The 16,685-nt window shown below is 68.5% G+C and carries 30 protein-coding genes; all 30 read left to right on the top strand.

The window, feature by feature from the left end:
• The first annotated feature begins 218 nt into the window (after window positions 1-218).
• The 30 genes from rpsJ (at window position 219) to ACZ6O2_RS27870 (ending at window position 16,676) form a co-directional block, all read left to right on the top strand.
• Window positions 219-527 (top strand): 30S ribosomal protein S10, encoded by a 309-nt coding sequence (gene rpsJ, locus ACZ6O2_RS28015; RefSeq protein ID WP_007073037.1) that lies wholly within the window; start codon window positions 219-221, stop codon window positions 525-527.
• A gap of 11 nt (window positions 528-538) precedes the next feature.
• Entirely contained in the window at window positions 539-1,204 is a 666-nt protein-coding gene (gene rplC / locus ACZ6O2_RS28010; RefSeq protein ID WP_350711538.1) for a 50S ribosomal protein L3, read from the top strand.
• Window positions 1,201-1,851 (top strand): 50S ribosomal protein L4, encoded by a 651-nt coding sequence (rplD, locus tag ACZ6O2_RS28005; RefSeq protein WP_350681998.1) that lies wholly within the window; start codon window positions 1,201-1,203, stop codon window positions 1,849-1,851. Before rplC ends, rplD begins: the two co-directional genes overlap by 4 nt.
• Window positions 1,848-2,150: a 50S ribosomal protein L23 gene (rplW, locus tag ACZ6O2_RS28000; protein WP_076466668.1), complete on the top strand. Its 303-nt coding sequence runs from the start codon at window positions 1,848-1,850 to the stop codon at window positions 2,148-2,150. Before rplD ends, rplW begins: the two co-directional genes overlap by 4 nt.
• Before the next feature lie 12 nt (window positions 2,151-2,162).
• The gene (rplB, locus tag ACZ6O2_RS27995; RefSeq protein WP_091570064.1) at window positions 2,163-3,002 is read left to right on the top strand and encodes a 50S ribosomal protein L2; all 840 of its coding nucleotides are present in this window, start codon (window positions 2,163-2,165) and stop codon (window positions 3,000-3,002) included.
• Between the two features lie 12 nt (window positions 3,003-3,014).
• Window positions 3,015-3,296 carry a 30S ribosomal protein S19 gene (rpsS, locus tag ACZ6O2_RS27990; RefSeq protein ID WP_007073032.1) on the top strand — a complete coding sequence of 94 codons (282 nt, stop codon included), beginning with the start codon at window positions 3,015-3,017 and terminating at the stop codon, window positions 3,294-3,296.
• A 40-nt stretch (window positions 3,297-3,336) separates the two neighbouring features.
• Window positions 3,337-3,795, top strand: a complete 459-nt coding sequence (gene rplV, locus ACZ6O2_RS27985) for a 50S ribosomal protein L22 (protein WP_091102565.1) — start codon at window positions 3,337-3,339, stop codon at window positions 3,793-3,795.
• Window positions 3,795-4,649, top strand: coding sequence for a 30S ribosomal protein S3 (rpsC, locus tag ACZ6O2_RS27980; protein ID WP_350711535.1), 855 nt, complete (start codon window positions 3,795-3,797; stop codon window positions 4,647-4,649). Before rplV ends, rpsC begins: the two co-directional genes overlap by 1 nt.
• Before the next feature lie 3 nt (window positions 4,650-4,652).
• A complete protein-coding gene (gene rplP, locus ACZ6O2_RS27975) occupies window positions 4,653-5,078 on the top strand; it encodes a 50S ribosomal protein L16 (protein WP_073834927.1) in 426 nt (141 codons plus the stop codon).
• On the top strand, window positions 5,078-5,314 hold the full coding sequence (gene rpmC / locus ACZ6O2_RS27970; protein WP_007073028.1) for a 50S ribosomal protein L29: 237 nt from the start codon (window positions 5,078-5,080) through the stop codon (window positions 5,312-5,314). Before rplP ends, rpmC begins: the two co-directional genes overlap by 1 nt.
• A complete protein-coding gene (rpsQ, locus tag ACZ6O2_RS27965) occupies window positions 5,311-5,586 on the top strand; it encodes a 30S ribosomal protein S17 (RefSeq protein WP_088998356.1) in 276 nt (91 codons plus the stop codon). The genes rpmC and rpsQ overlap by 4 nt, the downstream gene beginning before the upstream one ends.
• A gap of 97 nt (window positions 5,587-5,683) precedes the next feature.
• Window positions 5,684-6,052: a 50S ribosomal protein L14 gene (gene rplN / locus ACZ6O2_RS27960; protein WP_007073026.1), complete on the top strand. Its 369-nt coding sequence runs from the start codon at window positions 5,684-5,686 to the stop codon at window positions 6,050-6,052.
• Window positions 6,049-6,369, top strand: coding sequence for a 50S ribosomal protein L24 (rplX, locus tag ACZ6O2_RS27955; protein ID WP_172896341.1), 321 nt, complete (start codon window positions 6,049-6,051; stop codon window positions 6,367-6,369). The genes rplN and rplX overlap by 4 nt, the downstream gene beginning before the upstream one ends.
• Window positions 6,369-6,938 (top strand): 50S ribosomal protein L5, encoded by a 570-nt coding sequence (gene rplE, locus ACZ6O2_RS27950; RefSeq protein ID WP_350681992.1) that lies wholly within the window; start codon window positions 6,369-6,371, stop codon window positions 6,936-6,938. The genes rplX and rplE overlap by 1 nt, the downstream gene beginning before the upstream one ends.
• Window position 6,939: 1 nt before the next feature.
• On the top strand, window positions 6,940-7,125 hold the full coding sequence (locus ACZ6O2_RS27945; protein ID WP_007073023.1) for a type Z 30S ribosomal protein S14: 186 nt from the start codon (window positions 6,940-6,942) through the stop codon (window positions 7,123-7,125).
• A gap of 73 nt (window positions 7,126-7,198) precedes the next feature.
• Window positions 7,199-7,606 carry a 30S ribosomal protein S8 gene (rpsH, locus tag ACZ6O2_RS27940; RefSeq protein ID WP_013288624.1) on the top strand — a complete coding sequence of 136 codons (408 nt, stop codon included), beginning with the start codon at window positions 7,199-7,201 and terminating at the stop codon, window positions 7,604-7,606.
• A 16-nt stretch (window positions 7,607-7,622) separates the two neighbouring features.
• Window positions 7,623-8,165, top strand: coding sequence for a 50S ribosomal protein L6 (rplF, locus tag ACZ6O2_RS27935; RefSeq protein WP_350711533.1), 543 nt, complete (start codon window positions 7,623-7,625; stop codon window positions 8,163-8,165).
• Window positions 8,162-8,551 (top strand): 50S ribosomal protein L18, encoded by a 390-nt coding sequence (gene rplR, locus ACZ6O2_RS27930; RefSeq protein WP_091102576.1) that lies wholly within the window; start codon window positions 8,162-8,164, stop codon window positions 8,549-8,551. Before rplF ends, rplR begins: the two co-directional genes overlap by 4 nt.
• Before the next feature lie 33 nt (window positions 8,552-8,584).
• The gene (gene rpsE / locus ACZ6O2_RS27925) at window positions 8,585-9,199 is read left to right on the top strand and encodes a 30S ribosomal protein S5 (RefSeq protein WP_067359624.1); all 615 of its coding nucleotides are present in this window, start codon (window positions 8,585-8,587) and stop codon (window positions 9,197-9,199) included.
• Window positions 9,199-9,381, top strand: coding sequence for a 50S ribosomal protein L30 (gene rpmD, locus ACZ6O2_RS27920; protein WP_007073018.1), 183 nt, complete (start codon window positions 9,199-9,201; stop codon window positions 9,379-9,381). The genes rpsE and rpmD overlap by 1 nt, the downstream gene beginning before the upstream one ends.
• Entirely contained in the window at window positions 9,381-9,824 is a 444-nt protein-coding gene (gene rplO, locus ACZ6O2_RS27915) for a 50S ribosomal protein L15 (protein WP_350711532.1), read from the top strand. Before rpmD ends, rplO begins: the two co-directional genes overlap by 1 nt.
• 235 nt (window positions 9,825-10,059) lie before the next feature.
• Entirely contained in the window at window positions 10,060-11,388 is a 1,329-nt protein-coding gene (secY, locus tag ACZ6O2_RS27910) for a preprotein translocase subunit SecY (protein WP_350711530.1), read from the top strand.
• Window positions 11,389-12,042 (top strand): adenylate kinase, encoded by a 654-nt coding sequence (locus ACZ6O2_RS27905; protein WP_350711529.1) that lies wholly within the window; start codon window positions 11,389-11,391, stop codon window positions 12,040-12,042.
• A gap of 93 nt (window positions 12,043-12,135) precedes the next feature.
• Entirely contained in the window at window positions 12,136-12,987 is an 852-nt protein-coding gene (map, locus tag ACZ6O2_RS27900) for a type I methionyl aminopeptidase (protein WP_350711527.1), read from the top strand.
• Between the two features lie 428 nt (window positions 12,988-13,415).
• Complete coding sequence (gene infA, locus ACZ6O2_RS27895; RefSeq protein ID WP_007073013.1) at window positions 13,416-13,637, top strand: translation initiation factor IF-1; 222 nt, start codon at window positions 13,416-13,418, stop codon at window positions 13,635-13,637.
• A 93-nt stretch (window positions 13,638-13,730) separates the two neighbouring features.
• Window positions 13,731-13,844: a 50S ribosomal protein L36 gene (gene rpmJ / locus ACZ6O2_RS27890; RefSeq protein WP_012184307.1), complete on the top strand. Its 114-nt coding sequence runs from the start codon at window positions 13,731-13,733 to the stop codon at window positions 13,842-13,844.
• A gap of 263 nt (window positions 13,845-14,107) precedes the next feature.
• The gene (rpsM, locus tag ACZ6O2_RS27885; protein ID WP_007073012.1) at window positions 14,108-14,488 is read left to right on the top strand and encodes a 30S ribosomal protein S13; all 381 of its coding nucleotides are present in this window, start codon (window positions 14,108-14,110) and stop codon (window positions 14,486-14,488) included.
• Window positions 14,489-14,506: 18 nt separating this feature from the next.
• Window positions 14,507-14,914 carry a 30S ribosomal protein S11 gene (rpsK, locus tag ACZ6O2_RS27880; RefSeq protein WP_007073011.1) on the top strand — a complete coding sequence of 136 codons (408 nt, stop codon included), beginning with the start codon at window positions 14,507-14,509 and terminating at the stop codon, window positions 14,912-14,914.
• 14 nt (window positions 14,915-14,928) lie between these two features.
• The gene (gene rpsD / locus ACZ6O2_RS27875; RefSeq protein ID WP_350711525.1) at window positions 14,929-15,555 is read left to right on the top strand and encodes a 30S ribosomal protein S4; all 627 of its coding nucleotides are present in this window, start codon (window positions 14,929-14,931) and stop codon (window positions 15,553-15,555) included.
• A gap of 98 nt (window positions 15,556-15,653) precedes the next feature.
• Window positions 15,654-16,676, top strand: a complete 1,023-nt coding sequence (locus ACZ6O2_RS27870; RefSeq protein ID WP_091079335.1) for a DNA-directed RNA polymerase subunit alpha — start codon at window positions 15,654-15,656, stop codon at window positions 16,674-16,676.
• Window positions 16,677-16,685: the final 9 nt, after the last annotated feature.

Raw genomic sequence — 16,685 nt, 5'->3', positions numbered from 1 at the left:
GCGGCCCGTCCGCCAACCACCCTCGCACGGCGTTCAGGTCGCGGTAGTGCGATCGACGCCTTGACCCACCGCGCGGTCAGAATCGCTCCGGAGTCCCGGGGCGGAGCCTGGCCCGAGGGCGCGACACGCCCGACCGCGGGGGTCGGCGAAGTGGGCCTGTACCAGCCGGTACAGGCGCCCGCAACACAGCGGCATCGAGAGAAGGAACAGAAGCCACCATGGCGGGACAGAAGATCCGCATCCGGCTCAAGGCCTATGACCACGAGGTCGTCGACTCCTCGGCTCGGAAGATCGTCGAGACGGTGACGCGTACCGGGGCGCAGGTCGCAGGCCCGGTGCCGCTGCCCACGGAGATCAACCGTTTCTGCGTTATCCGCTCGCCGCACAAGTACAAGGACTCGCGCGAGCACTTCGAGATGCGCACGCACAAGCGGCTGATCGACATCATCGACCCGACCCCGAAGACGGTCGACTCGCTCATGCGCCTCGACCTGCCGGCTGGCGTCGACATCGAGATCAAGCTGTAGGGACCGGACAAATGGACAGGCAAGTCAAGGGGATCCTGGGCGCAAAGCTCGGCATGACCCAGGTCTGGGACAACAACCGCGTTGTCCCGGTGACCGTGGTTCAGGCCGGCCCGTGCGTCATCAGCCAGGTTCGTAGCGCCGAGAAGGACGGTTACTCCGCGGTCCAGCTGGCGTACGGCACGATCGACCCGCGCAAGGTCAAGAAGCCGATCAGCGGGCACTACGCGAAGGCCGACGTCGCGCCGCGCCGGCACATCGTCGAGCTGCGCACCGCCGACGCGGCGGAGTACTCGCTCGGCCAGGAGATCACGGTCGAGGAGTTCCCGGCCGGTGTCTCGATCGACGTGACCGGCAAGACCAAGGGCAAGGGCTACGCCGGCCCGATGAAGCGTCACGGCTTCCACGGTCTGCGCGCCAGCCACGGTGTCGAGCGCAAGCACCGCTCGCCGGGCTCCATCGGCGCCTGCGCCACCCCGGGTCGTGTCTTCAAGGGCACCCGGATGGCCGGCCGGATGGGTGGCGTGCGCTACACCGTCCAGAACCTGACCGTCCAGGCGGTCGACACCGAGAACAACCTCCTGCTCGTCCGCGGCGCCATTCCCGGCCCCAAGGGCGCGCTGGTCCTGGTCCGCACCGCGGCCAAGACCAAGGTGAAGAAGGGCGGTGTGGCCAAGTGACCACCGTTGACGTCCTCTCCGTCGAAGGCAACAAGAGCGGCTCCGTCGAGCTGCCCGCCGACATCTTCGACGTCCAGGCCAACGTCGCGCTGATGCACCAGGTCGTGGTGGCCCAGCTCGCGGCGGCCCGGCAGGGCACGCACAAGGCCAAGACCCGCGGCGAGGTCGCCGGTGGCGGCAAGAAGCCGTACAAGCAGAAGGGCACCGGCCGTGCCCGGCAGGGCTCGATCCGCGCGCCGCAGTTCGCCGGCGGTGGCGTGGTGCACGGTCCCGTGCCGCGCGACTACAGCCAGCGCACCCCGAAGAAGATGAAGGCCGCCGCCCTGCGTGGCGCCCTGTCGGACCGGGCCCGCGCCGGGCAGGTGCACGTCGTCGAGGCGTTCGTCTCGGGCGAGAAGCCGTCGACCAAGGCCGCCCTGGCCACGCTGGCCAAGCTGACCGACGCCCGCCGGGTGCTGGTCGTGCTGAGCAGCACCGACGAGCTGAACTGGGTGTCGCTGCGCAACGAGCCGCGGGTGCACCTGATCGAAGCCGGCCAGCTCAACACGTACGACGTGCTGGTGGCCGACGACGTGGTCTTCACGAAGGACGCCCTGGACGAGTTCCTCGGTGTTCCCGCCGAGACCACCGAGGAGGGTGGCAAGTGAGCACGATCGCCGACCCGCGCGACATCATCGTGGCGCCGGTCGTCTCGGAGAAGAGCTACAGCGAGCTGAACCGCAACTGGTACACCTTCCTGGTGCACCCGGACGCGAACAAGACCGAGATCAAGATCGCTATCCAGCAGATCTTCAACGTCCGCGTCCTGACGGTCAACACGCTCAACCGCGAGGGCAAGCGCAAGCGGACCCGCACCGGGTTCGGCAAGCGCAAGGACACCAAGCGGGCGATGGTGAAGCTGGCTGACGGTGACCGTATCGAGGCCTTCGGCGGCCCGGTCAGCTGAGGGGTGTAGACAATGGCTATCCGTAAGTACAAGCCGACGACGCCGGGCCGGCGTGGCTCGAGCGTCGCCGACTTCGCCGAGATCACCCGGTCGACGCCCGAGAAGTCGCTGCTGGCTCCGCTGCCGAAGAAGGGCGGACGCAACGCCCACGGCCGGATCACCACGCGGCACCACGGTGGCGGTCACAAGCGCCAGTACCGTCTGATCGACTTCAAGCGGGTCGACAAGGACGGCGTGCCGGCGAAGGTCGCCCACATCGAGTACGACCCGAACCGCACCGCGCGCATCGCGCTGCTGCACTACGCCGACGGCGAGAAGCGCTACATCCTCGCGCCGAAGGACCTGAAGCAGGGCGACGCGGTCGAGTCCGGTCCGGGCGCCGACATCAAGCCGGGCAACAACCTGCCGCTGCGCAACATCCCGGTCGGTACCACCATCCACAACGTGGAGCTGCGCCCGGGCGGCGGCGCCAAGCTGGCCCGCTCGGCCGGCGTCGGCATCCAGCTGCTCGGCCGCGAGGGCGCGTACGCGACCCTGCGCATGCCGTCCGGTGAGATCCGGCGGGTCGACGTCCGCTGCCGCGCCAGCATCGGCGAGATCGGCAACGCCGACCAGTCGAACATCAACTGGGGCAAGGCCGGCCGTATGCGGTGGAAGGGCAAGCGCCCGACCGTCCGTGGTGTCGCGATGAACCCGGTCGACCACCCGCACGGTGGTGGTGAGGGTAAGACCTCCGGCGGTCGCCACCCGGTCAACCCGCAGGGTAAGCCCGAGGGCCGCACCCGTCGTAAGGGCCAGCCGAGTGACCGGCTGATCGTCCGCCGCCGCTACGCCACGCGTAAGCGCGGCTGAGGGAGATAAGACATGCCTCGCAGCCTGAAGAAGGGCCCGTTCGTCGACGACCACCTGCTCAAGAAGGTGGAGACGCAGAACGACAAGGGCTCGAAGAACGTCATCAAGACCTGGTCGCGGCGCTCGACGATCATCCCGGAGATGCTGGGTCACACGATCGCCGTGCACGACGGACGCAAGCACGTCCCGGTGTTCGTGACCGAGGCGATGGTCGGGCACAAGCTCGGCGAGTTCGCGCTGACCCGCACGTTCAAGGGTCACGAGAAGGACGACCGGAAGAGCCGTCGGCGCTGACGCCGCGGGCATACGGATAGAGGAACAAGGGGTTACAGCGATGCCAGGAAAGGGCGACGCTCCGGTGCTTCCGGGCGCGCGGGCGGTTGCGCGGCACGTGCGCATCTCGCCGATGAAGGCGCGCCGGGTGGTCAACCTCGTCCGCGGCCTGCCCGCGAAGGAGGCGCTCACGGTGCTGCAGTTCGCGCCGCAGGCTGCGAGCGAGCAGGTGTACAAGGTGCTCGCGAGCGCGATCGCCAACGCGGAGAACAACGAGCGGCTGGACCCCGACGCGCTGCTCGTCAGCGAGGCGTACGTGGACGAGGGCCCGACCATGAAGCGGTTCCAGCCGCGGGCGCAGGGCCGGGCGTACCGGATCCGCAAGCGCACCTGCCACATCACCGTCGCGGTCGAGGCCGTGGCGCCGGCCGCGCCGAAGAAGGCCGCGGCGAAGAAGGCGGCCCCGGCGAAGCAGGCGGAGCCGGCTGAGACGCAGAGCAAGACGGAGGGCGCCGAGTAATGGGTCAGAAGGTTCACCCGCACGGGTTCCGGCTCGGCATCTCGACCGACTGGAAGTCCCGCTGGTTCGCGGACAAGCTCTACAAGGACTACATCGGCGAGGACGTCAAGATCCGCCGCATGATGTCCAAGGGCCTCGAGCGTGCCGGCATCTCCAAGGTCGACATCGAGCGCACCCGGGACCGGGTCCGCGTCGACATCCACACCGCCCGGCCGGGCATCGTCATCGGCCGCAAGGGTGCGGAGGCCGACCGGATCCGTGGCGAGCTCGAGAAGCTGACCGGCAAGCAGGTCCAGCTGAACATCATCGAGGTGAAGAGCCCCGAGTCGGACGCGCAGCTCGTCGCCCAGGGCGTCGCCGAGCAGCTGTCCAGCCGGGTCAGCTTCCGTCGGGCGATGCGCAAGGCCATGCAGTCCGCGATGAAGAACCCGGTCTGCAAGGGCATCCGGGTCCAGGTCTCGGGCCGTCTCGGCGGCGCCGAGATGAGCCGGACCGAGTTCTACCGCGAGGGCCGGGTCCCGCTGCACACGCTGCGGGCCAACATCGAGTACGGCTTCTTCGAGGCCCGTACCACCTTCGGCCGGATCGGCGTGAAGGTCTGGATCTACAAGGGCGACGCGGTGCCGGGTCGGGAGACCCCGGCCGAGGCTCCGTCGCGCCCGCGCCGTGAGCGCGGCGACCGCCCCGAGCGGCCGCGCCGTGGTCGGTCCGGCTCGTCCGGCACGACCGCCGGCGGCACCGAGACCGGCCGGGCCGCCGCGACCACCATCGCGCAGCAGGCCGAGACGCCGAGTGGTGACGCGGTGGATCCCGCCGCCGTCTCCGCCGCGGCAGAAACGCAGCAGGAGGGCTGACAGATGCTGATGCCGCGCAAGCCCCCGAAGGGCTTCCGCAAGCCGCACCACCCGGACCGCCACGGCGCGTCCAAGGGTGGTAACCGGGTGGTGTTCGGCGAGTTCGGGATCCAGGCTCTCGAGCCGGCGTACGTGACCAACCGCCAGATCGAGTCGGCCCGTATCGCGATGACCCGCCACATCAAGCGTGGTGGCAAGGTCTGGATCACGATCTTCCCGGACCAGGCCCTCACCAAGAAGCCGGCCGAGACCCGGATGGGTTCCGGTAAGGGTTCGCCCGAGTGGTGGGTCGCCAACGTGAAGCCGGGGCGGGTCCTCTTCGAGATGTCCTTCCCCAACGAGCAGATCGCGCGAGAGGCGATGCGTCGCGCGATCCACAAGCTCCCGATGAAGTGCCGCATTGTTACGCGCGAAGTGGGTGAATCCTGATGGCAGCGGGCGTTAAGGCCTCCGAGCTGCGTGAGCTCTCCGAGGAGGAGCTGGTCACGAAGCTGCGCGAGGCCAAGGCGGAGCTGTTCAACCTCCGCGTGCAGGCCGCAACCGGGCAGCTGGACAACAACCGGCGGCTGCAGGTCATCCGTCGGGAGATCGCCCGGATCTACACGATCATGCGTGAGCGCGAGCTGGGTCTCTCGGCCGCGCCGACTGAGGTGACTGCATCATGAGCGAGAACACCACCGCCGCCGCGCGGGCCCGCCGCAAGGTGCGTGAGGGCCTCGTGGTCAGCGACAAGATGGAAAAGACCGTCGTCGTCGAGGTCGAGGACCGGGTCAAGCACGCGCTGTACGGCAAGATCATGCGCCGTACCAGCAAGCTGAAGGTGCACGACGAGCAGAACACCGCCGGCATCGGTGACCGGGTCCTGATCATGGAGACCCGGCCGCTGTCCGCCACCAAGCGGTGGCGGCTCGTGGAGATCCTGGAAAAGGCCAAGTAGCGAAGGCTCAAGCTCGCCCGGCGTCAGTCGGGCGCGGGTTCCGCCAGGCTCCGGCCGCCTCGCGCGGCCGGAGAACCGGCAGACATAGGAGATAGACGTGATTCAGCAGGAGTCGCGACTGCGCGTCGCCGACAACACGGGTGCTCGGGAGATCCTGTGCATCCGGGTTCTCGGTGGCTCCGGTCGGCGCTACGCGAGCATCGGCGACGTCATCGTGGCCACCGTCAAGGACGCGATCCCGGGTGCCGGTGTGAAGAAGGGCGATGTCGTCAAGGCTGTCGTCGTTCGCACCGCCAAGGAGAAGCGGCGGCCGGACGGTTCGTACATCCGCTTCGACGAGAACGCCGCCGTCATCATCAAGGACGGCGGGGACCCGCGCGGCACCCGTATCTTCGGCCCGGTGGGTCGGGAGCTGCGGGACAAGCGGTTCATGAAGATCATCTCTCTCGCGCCGGAGGTGTTGTGACCGTGAAGGTCAAGAAGGGCGACACGGTCGTCGTCATCGCCGGCAAGGACAAGGGTGCCAAGGGCAAGGTCATCGCGGCCTACCCGCGGCAGGACAAGGTCCTGGTCGAGGGCGTGAACCGGGTCAAGAAGCACACCCGCATCAGCACCACCCAGCGTGGCGCCAAGACCGGTGGCATCGTCACCCAGGAGGCCCCGATCCACGTCTCGAACGTGCAGGTCCTGGACTCCGACGGCAAGCCGACCCGCGTCGGTTACCGGATCGACGAAAACGGCCAGAAGGTCCGCATCGCGCGTAGCACCGGTAAGGACCTGTGATGACCACGGCTACCGAAACCAAGACCATGCCGCGCCTCAAGGAGCGGTACCGCAACGAGATCGTGGCCCAGCTGCAGGAGCAGCACAAGTACGGCAACCCGATGCAGGTGCCGCGGCTGGTCAAGATCGTCGTCAACATGGGTGTCGGCGAGGCCGCCCGGGACGCCAAGCTGATCGACGGCGCCGTCCGGGACCTGGCCACCATCACCGGCCAGAAGCCGCAGGTGCGGCGGGCGACCAAGTCCATCGCGCAGTTCAAGCTCCGCGAGGGCATGCCGATCGGCGCGAAGGTGACCCTCCGCGGCGACCGGATGTGGGAGTTCCTGGACCGGCTGCTGTCGATCGCGCTGCCGCGTATCCGCGACTTCCGCGGTCTCGACGGGCGCAAGCTCGACGGGCACGGCAACTACACGTTCGGTCTGACCGAGCAGTCGGTGTTCCACGAGATCGACCAGGACAAGATCGATCGGCAGCGGGGCATGGACATCACGGTGGTCACCACCGCCACGACCGACGACGAGGGCCGGGCGCTGCTCAAGCTCCTGGGCTTCCCGTTCAAGGAGAACTGAGATGGCCAAGAAGGCGCTGATCCTCAAGGCGGCCGCGAAGCCGAAGTTCTCGGTTCGCGCGTACACCCGCTGCCAGCGGTGCGGGCGTCCCAAGGCGGTCTACCGCAAGTTCGGTCTCTGCCGGGTGTGCATCCGGGAGATGGCCCACCGCGGTGAGCTGCCCGGCGTGTCCAAGGCTTCCTGGTAATAGCTATTGCTCTTCGCCGTAGGCCCGGGGCTCACCGCCCCGGGAACCCCGGCGAGAAAGGCTGACGAATTCCATGACGATGACCGACCCGATCGCAGACATGCTCACGCGTCTGCGTAACGCCAACCAGGCGTACCACGACCGGGTGACGATGCCCTACTCGAAGATCAAGGCGAACATCGCCGAGGTCCTCAAGGCCGAGGGTTACATCGCCACCTGGTCGGTCGAGGAGCCCGAGGAGGGCGCCGTCGGCAAGCGACTGGTCGTCGAGCTGAAGTACGGCCAGAACCGGGAGCGGAGCCTGGCCGGCATCAAGCGCGTGTCCAAGCCCGGTCTGCGGGTTTACGCCAAGTCGGACGGGCTCCCGCGGGTGCTCGGCGGGCTGGGCGTGGCGATCATTTCGACGTCCCAGGGGCTGCTCACCGACCGGCAGGCCCGCAAGCGGAGCGTTGGCGGGGAAGTCCTCGCCTTCGTCTGGTAACGGGAGACAGGTAGAAATGTCGCGTATTGGACGTAAGTCGATCCCGGTGCCAGCCGGCGTCGACATCACGATCGACGGGCAGACCGTCAAGGTCAAGGGCCCGAAGGGCGAGCTCTCGCACACCCTGGCCGAGCCGATCACGATCGACCGGGCCGAGGACGGGCAGCTGAACGTCAACCGCCCGAACGACGAGCGCAAGGCCAAGGAACTGCACGGCCTCAGCCGTACCCTGGTCGCCAACATGATCGTCGGCGTCACCGAGGGCTACCGCAAGAGCCTGGAGATCGCCGGCACCGGTTACCGCGTGACCGCCAAGGGCAAGGACCTGGAGTTCGCGCTCGGGTTCTCGCACCCCGTGCTGGTTCCGGCGCCGGACGGCATCACCTTCACGGTGGAGAAGCCGACGCTGTTCCACGTGGCCGGCATCGACAAGCAGCTCGTCGGTGAGGTTGCCGCCAACATCCGGAAGATCCGCCCGCCGGAGCCCTACAAGGGCAAGGGCGTGAAGTACCAGGGCGAGGTCATCCGCCGCAAGGCTGGAAAGGCAGGTAAGAAGTGAGCGCCACGCTGCTCAAGCGCCGCCGCGGCGTCGCCGCCAAGCGTGCCGTCGGGCGTGCGCGCCGGCACTTCCGGGTCCGCAAGAACATCAGCGGCACCGCCGAGCGTCCCCGCCTCGTGGTCACCCGCTCCCTGCGGCACATCGTCGCCCAGATCGTGGACGACACCAAGGGTCACACCCTGGCGTCGGCCTCGACCCTGGACGCCTCGCTGCGCGGCTCGGAGGGCGACAAGAGCGCCCTGGCCGGCAAGGTCGGCGCCCTGCTCGCCGAGCGGGCCAAGGCCGCCGGCATCTCCAAGGTCGTCTTCGACCGCGGTGGCAACCGGTACGCGGGGCGGGTCGCCGCGCTTGCCGACGCCGCCCGCGAAGCCGGGCTCGAGTTCTAGAAACCCCGTCACGAGAGAGAAGGAAGGCTGCTGATGCCAGGTCAACAGCGCCGTGGCGGCGGGTCCGGTGGCAACGAGGGTGGTCGCCGCGACAACCGCCGTGAGGGCGGCCGCGGAAACGCGCCCGTCGAGAAGACCCCGCACCTCGAGCGGGTCGTCGCGATCAACCGCGTCGCCAAGGTCGTGAAGGGTGGTCGTCGCTTCAGCTTCACCGCCCTGGTGATCGTGGGCGACGGCGACGGCACCGTCGGTGTGGGCTACGGAAAGGCCAAGGAGGTGCCCGCGGCGATCGCCAAGGGTGTCGAGGAGGCCAAGAAGCACTTCTTCAAGGTGCCGCGGATCGGCGCCTCGATCCCGCACCCGGTGCAGGGCGAGGACGCCGCCGGCGTGGTGCTGCTCAAGCCGGCCTCGGCCGGTACGGGTGTCATCGCCGGTGGTCCGGTGCGTGCCGTGCTGGAGTGCGCGGGTATCCACGACGTGCTCTCCAAGAGCCTCGGCTCGTCGAACCCGATCAACATCGTGCACGCCACGGTGGCGGCGCTGAAGGGGCTCGAGTCCCCCGAGGCCGTCGCCGCCCGTCGTGGCCTGCCGGTCGAGGACGTCGCGCCGGCCGCCATGCTGGCGTCGCGGGCGGGGGTGGCTTCCTGATGGCTCGCCTGAAGGTCACCCAGGTCCGGTCCGAGATCGGGACCAAGCAGAACCAGCGTGACTCGCTGCGCTCGCTCGGTCTCAAGCGGATCAACGACGTGGTGGTCAAGGAGGACCGTCCGGAGATCCGCGGCATGATCTTCGCGGTCAACCACCTCGTGAAGGTCGAGGAGGTCGAGTAATGACGATCAAGGTCCACCACCTGCGCCCGGCGCCCGGTGCCAAGACCGCGAAGACCCGCGTGGGTCGCGGTGAGGGCTCGAAGGGCAAGACCGCCGGTCGCGGTACCAAGGGTTCCAAGGCCCGCAAGAACATCTCGGCGGCGTTCGAGGGTGGGCAGATGCCCATCCACATGCGCCTGCCGAAGATGAAGGGCTTCAAGAACAAGTTCAAGGTGGTCTTCCAGGTGGTCAACCTGGACCGGCTCGCCGAGCTGTTCCCGAACGGCGGCCAGGTCGGCCCGCTGGAGCTCGTCGAGGCCGGCGCGGTCCGCAAGGGCCAGCCGGTCAAGGTCCTCGGCACCGGGGACCTCGGCGGGGTCGCCCTCCAGGTGTCGGCGCACGCGTTCAGCGCGTCGGCCAAGGAGAAGATCGCCGCCGCCGGTGGCACCGTCACCGAGCTGTAAGAGCTGTACGACACATGGCGCCCGCTCAGTTGTCCCAACTGGGCGGGCGCCATGGTCTCCCCGGCACGTGTGCGCCGGGTAACATCGGATTCGGTTTATGTAGCCGGGCACATCTGCCCGGACGGGGATCGGGCTGTTAGAGTCCCTTCCCAGCTATGGATATCGGGCACTCGCCCGGCACCCACCCCGACCCGCCCGGGTTCACCGGCGGCCCGCCGCGCGCAGGAGGAAGAAGTTGCTGTCCGCCTTTCTCAGTGCGTTCCGTACGCCTGACCTGCGCAAGAAGCTGCTGTTCACAGTAGGCATCATCGCGGTCTACCGGCTCGGGGCTACGCTGCCCAGCCCGGGTGTCTCGTACGGCAACGTGCAGAAGTGCCTCGACACCCTGGAGAACGGCTCCACCGGGGTCCTCAACCTGCTCAACCTCTTCTCCGGCGGCGCGCTGCTGCAGCTCTCGGTCTTCGCGCTGGGCATCATGCCCTACATCACCGCGTCGATCATCCTGCAGCTGCTGACCGTGGTCATCCCGCGGCTCGAGCAGCTCCGCAAGGAGGGCCAGGCCGGCCAGGCGAAGATCACCCAGTACACCCGCTACCTGACGCTGGGCCTGGGCGTCCTCCAGGCGTCGGCGTTCGTGGCGCTGGCCCGCTCCGGGCAGCTGTTCCAGAACCAGTGCGACCAGTTCCCGATCATCCCCGAGGGCACCGGGATCCCGGACTGGCTGACGCTGTCCCTCCTCGTCATGACGATGACCGCCGGCACCGGCGTGGTGATGTGGCTCGGTGAGCTGATCACCGACCGGGGCGTCGGCAACGGCATGTCCGTCCTGATCTTCACCTCGATCGCGGCTCGGCTCCCCAGCGAGGGCTGGCAGATCAAGCAGACCGGCGGCTGGGGCAAGTTCATCCTCGTCATCGCGCTGGTCCTGGTGGTCATCACCGCGGTCACCTTCATCGAGCAGGCGCAGCGCCGGATCCCGGTGCAGTACGCCAAGCGGATGATCGGCCGGCGCATGTACGGCGGCACCTCGACCTACATCCCGCTGAAGGTCAACCAGGCGGGTGTCATCCCGGTCATCTTCGGCTCGTCGCTGCTCTACCTGCCCCAGCTGGCGCTGCAGTTCTTCGACCAGACCAACCCGGGCAAGACCCAGGCGTGGATCCAGAACAACCTGGTCGACCCGACCAGCCCGATCTACATCTCGGTCTACTTCCTGCTGATCATCTTCTTCACGTACTTCTACGTCTCGATCACGTTCAACCCGACCGAGGTCGCGGACAACATGAAGAAGTACGGCGGCTTCGTGCCGGGCATCCGCCCCGGCAAGCCGACCGCCGACTACCTCGACTTCATCCTCAGCCGGATCACCCTGCCGGGCGCCCTCTACCTGGGCATCATCTCGATCCTGCCGAACTTCTTCTTCATCTGGCTGGACAAGCAGCAGTACCTGAACTTCCCGTTCGGCGGCACCGCTGTCCTGATCATGGTCGGCGTCGGTCTGGAGACCACCAAGCAGATCGAGAGCCAACTCATGCAGCGGAACTACGAAGGGTTCCTGCGGTAGATGAGACTCGTTCTGGTTGGCCCGCCGGGTGCGGGCAAAGGTACGCAGGCCGAGTTCATCGCCGCGCACCTCTCGGTCCCGAAGATCTCGACCGGTGACATCTTCCGGTCGAACGTCTCCCAGGGCACGCCCCTGGGGATCGAGGCGAAGCGCTACATGGACGCCGGCGAGCTGGTGCCCGACGAGGTCACGATCAACATGGTGCGGGACCGGCTCGCCGAGCCGGACGCCGCCGAGGGCTTCCTGCTCGACGGCTTCCCGCGCACCACGCCGCAGGCCGCCGCGCTGGACAAGCTCCTCGCCGACCTGGGCACCGCGCTCGACCTGGTGCTGGAACTCGTCGTCGACGACGACGAGGTGATCCGGCGGCTCTCCGGCCGGCGTACGTGCCGGGGCTGCGGCAAGATCTGGCACGTCGAGTTCGACGCGACCACCCGCGAGGGCATCTGCGACCGGTGCGGCGCCGAGCTGTTCCAGCGCGACGACGACAAGCCGGAGACCATCGCCACCCGCCTGCGGGAGTACGCGGACAAGACCGCGCCGCTGGTCGACTACTACGGCGCCCAGGGCAAGCTGGTGGGCATCGACGCCACCGGCCCGGTGGAGGACGTCACGCTCCGCGCCATCGACGCCCTGCGGTCGTACGGCGGCTGACGTCCCGCCGGGCTCCGGCGGATAGAGTGCGAGGAGCGGGGTACGTCCGACGTGCCCCGCTCTTCGGCTTCGGCAACGAAAGGTAACGGCTCCATGCGTCGTCCCCAGCTGGACATCCAGCTGAAGACCCCTGACCAGATCGAGAAGATGCGGGCCGCCGGGCTGGTGGTCGCCGAGGCGCTGCGTCGGATGCGGGAGGCGGTCGCCCCCGGGGTCAGCACCGCCGACCTGGACGCCATCGCCGAGTCGACCATCCGCGAGGCCGGTGCCGTCCCCTCGTTCAAGGGCTACCACGGCTTCCCGGCATCGATCTGCTCGTCGGTGAACGAGCAGGTCGTGCACGCCATCCCGGCGCCGCAGCAGGTGCTCCGCGACGGGGACCTGATCTCGATCGACTGCGGCGCGGTGCTCGACGGCTGGCACGGCGACGCCGCGATCACGGTCGGCGTGGGCGAGGTCGACCCGGCGCTGCTCAAGATGGCCGAGGTGGCCGAGGACGCCATGTGGGCGGGCATCGCCGCCGCCGCCCGCGGGGCGGCCAGCGGCAAGGGCCGGCTCACCGACATCTCGCACGCCGTCGAGAACGCCGTCCGCAAGGGTGGCCGGTACGGCATCGTCGACGGCTACGGCGGCCACGGCATCGGCACCGAGATGCACCAGGACCCGCACGTGCTCAACCACGGACGCCCGGGCAAGGGCCCCCGCCTGGTGCCGGGCATGGCGCTGGCGATCGAGCCGATGATCACGATGGGCTCGCCCCGGACGGTGGAGCTCTCCGACGGCTGGACCGTGGTCACCCGGGACCGGTCGATGGCGGTGCACGTCGAGCACACCATGGCGCTGCTCCCGGACGGCGTGTGGGTGCTGACCGCGCCGGACGGCGGTCGGGCCCGGCTCGGCGAACTCGTCACCTCCCGCCAGCCCGCCGACTCGCCGGCCGTCTGACCCGAGGAGGGGCGGCCGGAGCCGCCCCCGCGGACGAGTGGTCGCTGAGGGCGTACGGGAAGCGGACGGCCCCCGTCCACCGACCCGCCGGCGCCCGCCGTCCCGCGGCGCGGGAGGTCGCGACGCCGGCGGGCCCTGTCCCGTTCCTGGTCGAGGCGCCCGCCCGACCGGAACGCCGGGCGGGTGACCTGGACGCCCGATTGTCGCCTTTCGGGTGGTCCGACGCTCCCGAGGGTGGCCGGTTTGGCGACGGCCCGCAGGCGGGCGTACACTTTCTGATCGGCGCACAGCGTCCACTCCGGCATGCCCACCCCGCGCTTCGGTGGGAGTCGGAGCCGCGGCTGGCGCGGGCATCCTGATCTTGATCAGTCGCCCGTGTAAGACGTTGTGGGCCGTCCGGAGCAACCGACGTCAGGACAGCGGAGGACATGCCGAAAAAAGACGGAGCCATCGAGATCGAGGGTCGGGTCATCGAGCCCCTGCCGAACGCAATGTTCCGCGTGGAGCTCGCGAACGGCCACAAGGTGCTGGCTCACATCAGCGGCAAGATGCGGCAGCACTACATCCGCATCCTGCCGGAGGACCGGGTCGTCGTCGAACTCTCGCCGTACGACCTGACCCGCGGGCGCATCGTCTACCGCTACAAGTAAGCCTGACGACGGCCGGGACGTCCCCGTGTCCGTCTTCGACGTCCGGTGTCGCGCCTCGGCGCGTCGTCGGGCCAGATGGGAAGTAAGGCAACCGTGAAGGTCAAGCCGAGCGTCAAGAGGATCTGCAACAAGTGCCGGGTCATCCGCCGGCACGGCCGGGTCATGGTCATCTGCACCGACCCGCGCCACAAGCAGCGCCAGGGCTGAACCAGTTCCGACCGGCCGTGTGACAACGGTCGGTCGTAATCGGTCCGGGCCGCGGATCCAGACAACGAATCAATTGCTCGTCCCAGCCGCGGGCGGTGCGCGTCGCGTATCTCTTCGTGGTTGACCCCCGGTCGGAGGCCGGGGCCCGCTCGGGCAGCGACCGTTTCCGGTCGCCGGCGCACGACGCCGGAGGAGGAACGGTCGGTAGCGGGATGGGACGGGTCCACACCTCCGCCAGAACACCACGAGGAGCACGCCCGCACATGGCACGTCTAGTCGGCGTCGACCTCCCCCGCGAGAAGCGGATGGAGATCGCGCTCACCTACATCTTCGGCGTGGGTCGGACCCGCGCCCTGGAGACGCTCGCCGCCACCGGCATCTCGCCGGACAAGCGCGCCCGGGACCTCACGGACGAGGAGCTGGTCCAGCTCCGCGACCACATCGAGGCCAACTACAAGGTTGAAGGCGACCTGCGCCGCGAGGTCGCCGCTGACATCCGCCGCAAGGTCGAGATCGGCTGCTACGCCGGCATCCGGCACCGCCGGGGTCTGCCCGTGCGTGGCCAGCGGACCCGGACCAACGCGCGGACCCGCAAGGGCCCGAAGCGGACCGTGGCCGGCAAGAAGAAGCCCGGCAAGAAGTAAATAGGAGCGCACAGACTTATGCCACCGAAGGCTCGTGCCGGAGCCGCTGTCAAGAAGGTCCGGCGCAAGGAACGCAAGAACGTCGCCCACGGGCAGGCGCACATCAAGAGCACCTTCAACAACACCATCGTGTCCATCACGGACCCGACCGGTGCGGTCATCTCCTGGGCCTCCGCGGGCCAGGTGGGCTTCAAGGGCTCCCGCAAGTCGACCCCGTTCGCCGCGCAGCTCGCCGCCGAGGCCGCCGCGCGCCGGGCGATGGAGCACGGCATGCGCAAGGTCGACGTGTTCGTCAAGGGCCCCGGCTCCGGCCGGGAGACCGCCATCCGTTCGCTGCAGGCCGTGGGCCTGGAGGTCGGTCAGATCTCCGACGTGACCCCGCAGCCGCACAACGGGTGCCGTCCGCCGAAGCGTCGCCGGGTCTGAGAGGTTAGAGAGAGATGGCTCGTTACACCGGTGCTGACTGCCGCCGTTGCCGGCGGGAGAAGATGAAGCTGTTCCTCAAGGGCAGCAAGTGCGATGGCCCGAAGTGCCCGTTCGAGTCCCGGCCGTTCCCGCCCGGGCAGCACGGCCGCGGCCGCACGAAGGAGACGGAGTACCTGCTCCAGCTCCGTGAGAAGCAGAAGGCCCGCCGTGTCTACGGCGTGCTGGAGAAGCAGTTCCGCGGTTACTACGAGGAGGCCGTGGCCAAGCAGGCCAAGACCGGTGAGGTCCTCCTGCAGATCCTCGAGTCGCGGCTGGACAACGTGGTCTACCGGGCCGGCTACGCCAAGTCCCGGGACATGGCCCGTCAGCTGGTCAAGCACGGTCACTTCACGGTGAACGGCAAGAAGGTCGACATCCCGTCGTACCGCGTCAAGGAGCACGACATCATCGAGGTCCGGGGCAAGAGCAAGGAGCTCACCCCGTTCATCGTGGCGCAGGCCGAGGCCGGCTCGCGGTCGGTTCCGGCGTGGCTCGAGGCGATCCCCAGCCAGATGAAGATCCTCGTGCACTCGCTCCCGGCCCGCCAGGTCATCGACACGCAGGTCCAGGAGCAGCTGATCGTCGAGCTCTACTCCAAGTAGTCGGAGCTCGTTGCGGTGGCCCGCCCGACACGGGCGGGCCACCGGAACAGTTTGTCGTGGGCGTCATATGGCGGGCGCCCCGGAAGAGAAGAGAAGACATGCTCATCAGCCAGCGACCGACCCTCTCCGAGGAGTCGATCAACGAGACCCGGTCCCGGTTCACCATCGAGCCGCTGGAGCCGGGCTTCGGCTACACCCTGGGCAACTCGCTGCGGCGTACGCTGCTGTCGTCGATCCCGGGTGCGGCGGTCACCTCGATCAAGATCGACGGTGTGCTGCACGAGTTCACCACGATCCCCGGTGTCAAGGAGGACGTGGTCGAGCTCGTCATGAACATCAAGGAGCTCTGCGTCAGCTCCGAGCACGACGAGCCGGTCAGCATGTACCTGCGCAAGCAGGGCCCGGGCGACGTGACCGCGGGTGACATCCAGCCGCCGGCCGGCGTTTCGGTGCACAACCCCGACCTGAAGCTCGCCACCCTCAACGGCAAGGGCCGGCTCGACATGGAGCTGACCGTCGAGCGGGGTCGCGGCTACGTCACGGCGGCGCAGAACAAGCAGGCCGGCGCCGAGATCGGCCGGATCCCGGTCGACTCGATCTACTCGCCCGTGCTCAAGGTGACCTACCGCGTCGAGGCGACCCGTGTCGAGCAGCGGACGGACTTCGACCGGCTGATCATCGACGTCGAGACCAAGCCGTCGATGGGCCCGCGTACCGCGCTGGCGTCGGCCGGCTCGACGCTGGTGGAGCTGTTCGGTCTGGCCCGGGAGCTGGACGAGACCGCCGAGGGCATCGACATCGGGCCGTCCCCGCAGGACGCCCAGCTCGCGGCGGACCTGGCGCTGCCGATCGAGGAGCTGGACCTGACCGTCCGCTCCTACAACTGCCTCAAGCGCGAGGGCATCAACTCCGTTGGTGAGCTCATCGGGCGTACCGAGGCCGACCTCCTCGACATCCGCAACTTCGGTCAGAAGTCGATCGACGAGGTCAAGATGAAGCTCGCCGGGATGGGTCTGGGGCTGAAGGACTCGGCCCCGAACTTCGACCCGGCGCACGTCGTGGACACCTTCGGCGAGGCCGACTACGACACCGACGACTACCGCGAGACCGAGCAGCTCTAGTCCGCGCTG

Source organism: Micromonospora sp. NPDC048040 (genome assembly GCF_055587185.1).
The sequence above is the reverse complement of the archived record's forward strand: the minus strand, read 5'-3'. Positions and strand labels throughout refer to the sequence as shown.

Bases quoted from the DNA above. Each gene is read 5' to 3' on its own strand.
- rpsC (WP_350711535.1), top strand. From the start codon at position 3,795: ATGGGTCAGAAGGTTCACCCGCACGGGTTCCGGCTCGGCATCTCGACC.
- rpsJ (WP_007073037.1), top strand. From the start codon at position 219: ATGGCGGGACAGAAGATCCGCATCCGGCTCAAGGCCTATGACCACGAG.
- ACZ6O2_RS27945 (WP_007073023.1), top strand. From the start codon at position 6,940: ATGGCCAAGAAGGCGCTGATCCTCAAGGCGGCCGCGAAGCCGAAGTTC.
- rpsH (WP_013288624.1), top strand. From the start codon at position 7,199: ATGACGATGACCGACCCGATCGCAGACATGCTCACGCGTCTGCGTAAC.
- rpsQ (WP_088998356.1), top strand. From the start codon at position 5,311: ATGAGCGAGAACACCACCGCCGCCGCGCGGGCCCGCCGCAAGGTGCGT.
- infA (WP_007073013.1), top strand. From the start codon at position 13,416: ATGCCGAAAAAAGACGGAGCCATCGAGATCGAGGGTCGGGTCATCGAG.
- rplP (WP_073834927.1), top strand. From the start codon at position 4,653: ATGCTGATGCCGCGCAAGCCCCCGAAGGGCTTCCGCAAGCCGCACCAC.
- rplE (WP_350681992.1), top strand. From the start codon at position 6,369: ATGACCACGGCTACCGAAACCAAGACCATGCCGCGCCTCAAGGAGCGG.
- map (WP_350711527.1), top strand. From the start codon at position 12,136: ATGCGTCGTCCCCAGCTGGACATCCAGCTGAAGACCCCTGACCAGATC.
- ACZ6O2_RS27870 (WP_091079335.1), top strand. From the start codon at position 15,654: ATGCTCATCAGCCAGCGACCGACCCTCTCCGAGGAGTCGATCAACGAG.
- rplF (WP_350711533.1), top strand. From the start codon at position 7,623: ATGTCGCGTATTGGACGTAAGTCGATCCCGGTGCCAGCCGGCGTCGAC.
- rplV (WP_091102565.1), top strand. From the start codon at position 3,337: ATGCCAGGAAAGGGCGACGCTCCGGTGCTTCCGGGCGCGCGGGCGGTT.
- rpmD (WP_007073018.1), top strand. From the start codon at position 9,199: ATGGCTCGCCTGAAGGTCACCCAGGTCCGGTCCGAGATCGGGACCAAG.
- rpsE (WP_067359624.1), top strand. From the start codon at position 8,585: ATGCCAGGTCAACAGCGCCGTGGCGGCGGGTCCGGTGGCAACGAGGGT.
- rplO (WP_350711532.1), top strand. From the start codon at position 9,381: ATGACGATCAAGGTCCACCACCTGCGCCCGGCGCCCGGTGCCAAGACC.
- rplC (WP_350711538.1), top strand. From the start codon at position 539: ATGGACAGGCAAGTCAAGGGGATCCTGGGCGCAAAGCTCGGCATGACC.
- rpsM (WP_007073012.1), top strand. From the start codon at position 14,108: ATGGCACGTCTAGTCGGCGTCGACCTCCCCCGCGAGAAGCGGATGGAG.
- rpsS (WP_007073032.1), top strand. From the start codon at position 3,015: ATGCCTCGCAGCCTGAAGAAGGGCCCGTTCGTCGACGACCACCTGCTC.
- rpmC (WP_007073028.1), top strand. From the start codon at position 5,078: ATGGCAGCGGGCGTTAAGGCCTCCGAGCTGCGTGAGCTCTCCGAGGAG.
- rpsD (WP_350711525.1), top strand. From the start codon at position 14,929: ATGGCTCGTTACACCGGTGCTGACTGCCGCCGTTGCCGGCGGGAGAAG.
- rpsK (WP_007073011.1), top strand. From the start codon at position 14,507: ATGCCACCGAAGGCTCGTGCCGGAGCCGCTGTCAAGAAGGTCCGGCGC.
- ACZ6O2_RS27905 (WP_350711529.1), top strand. From the start codon at position 11,389: ATGAGACTCGTTCTGGTTGGCCCGCCGGGTGCGGGCAAAGGTACGCAG.
- rplB (WP_091570064.1), top strand. From the start codon at position 2,163: ATGGCTATCCGTAAGTACAAGCCGACGACGCCGGGCCGGCGTGGCTCG.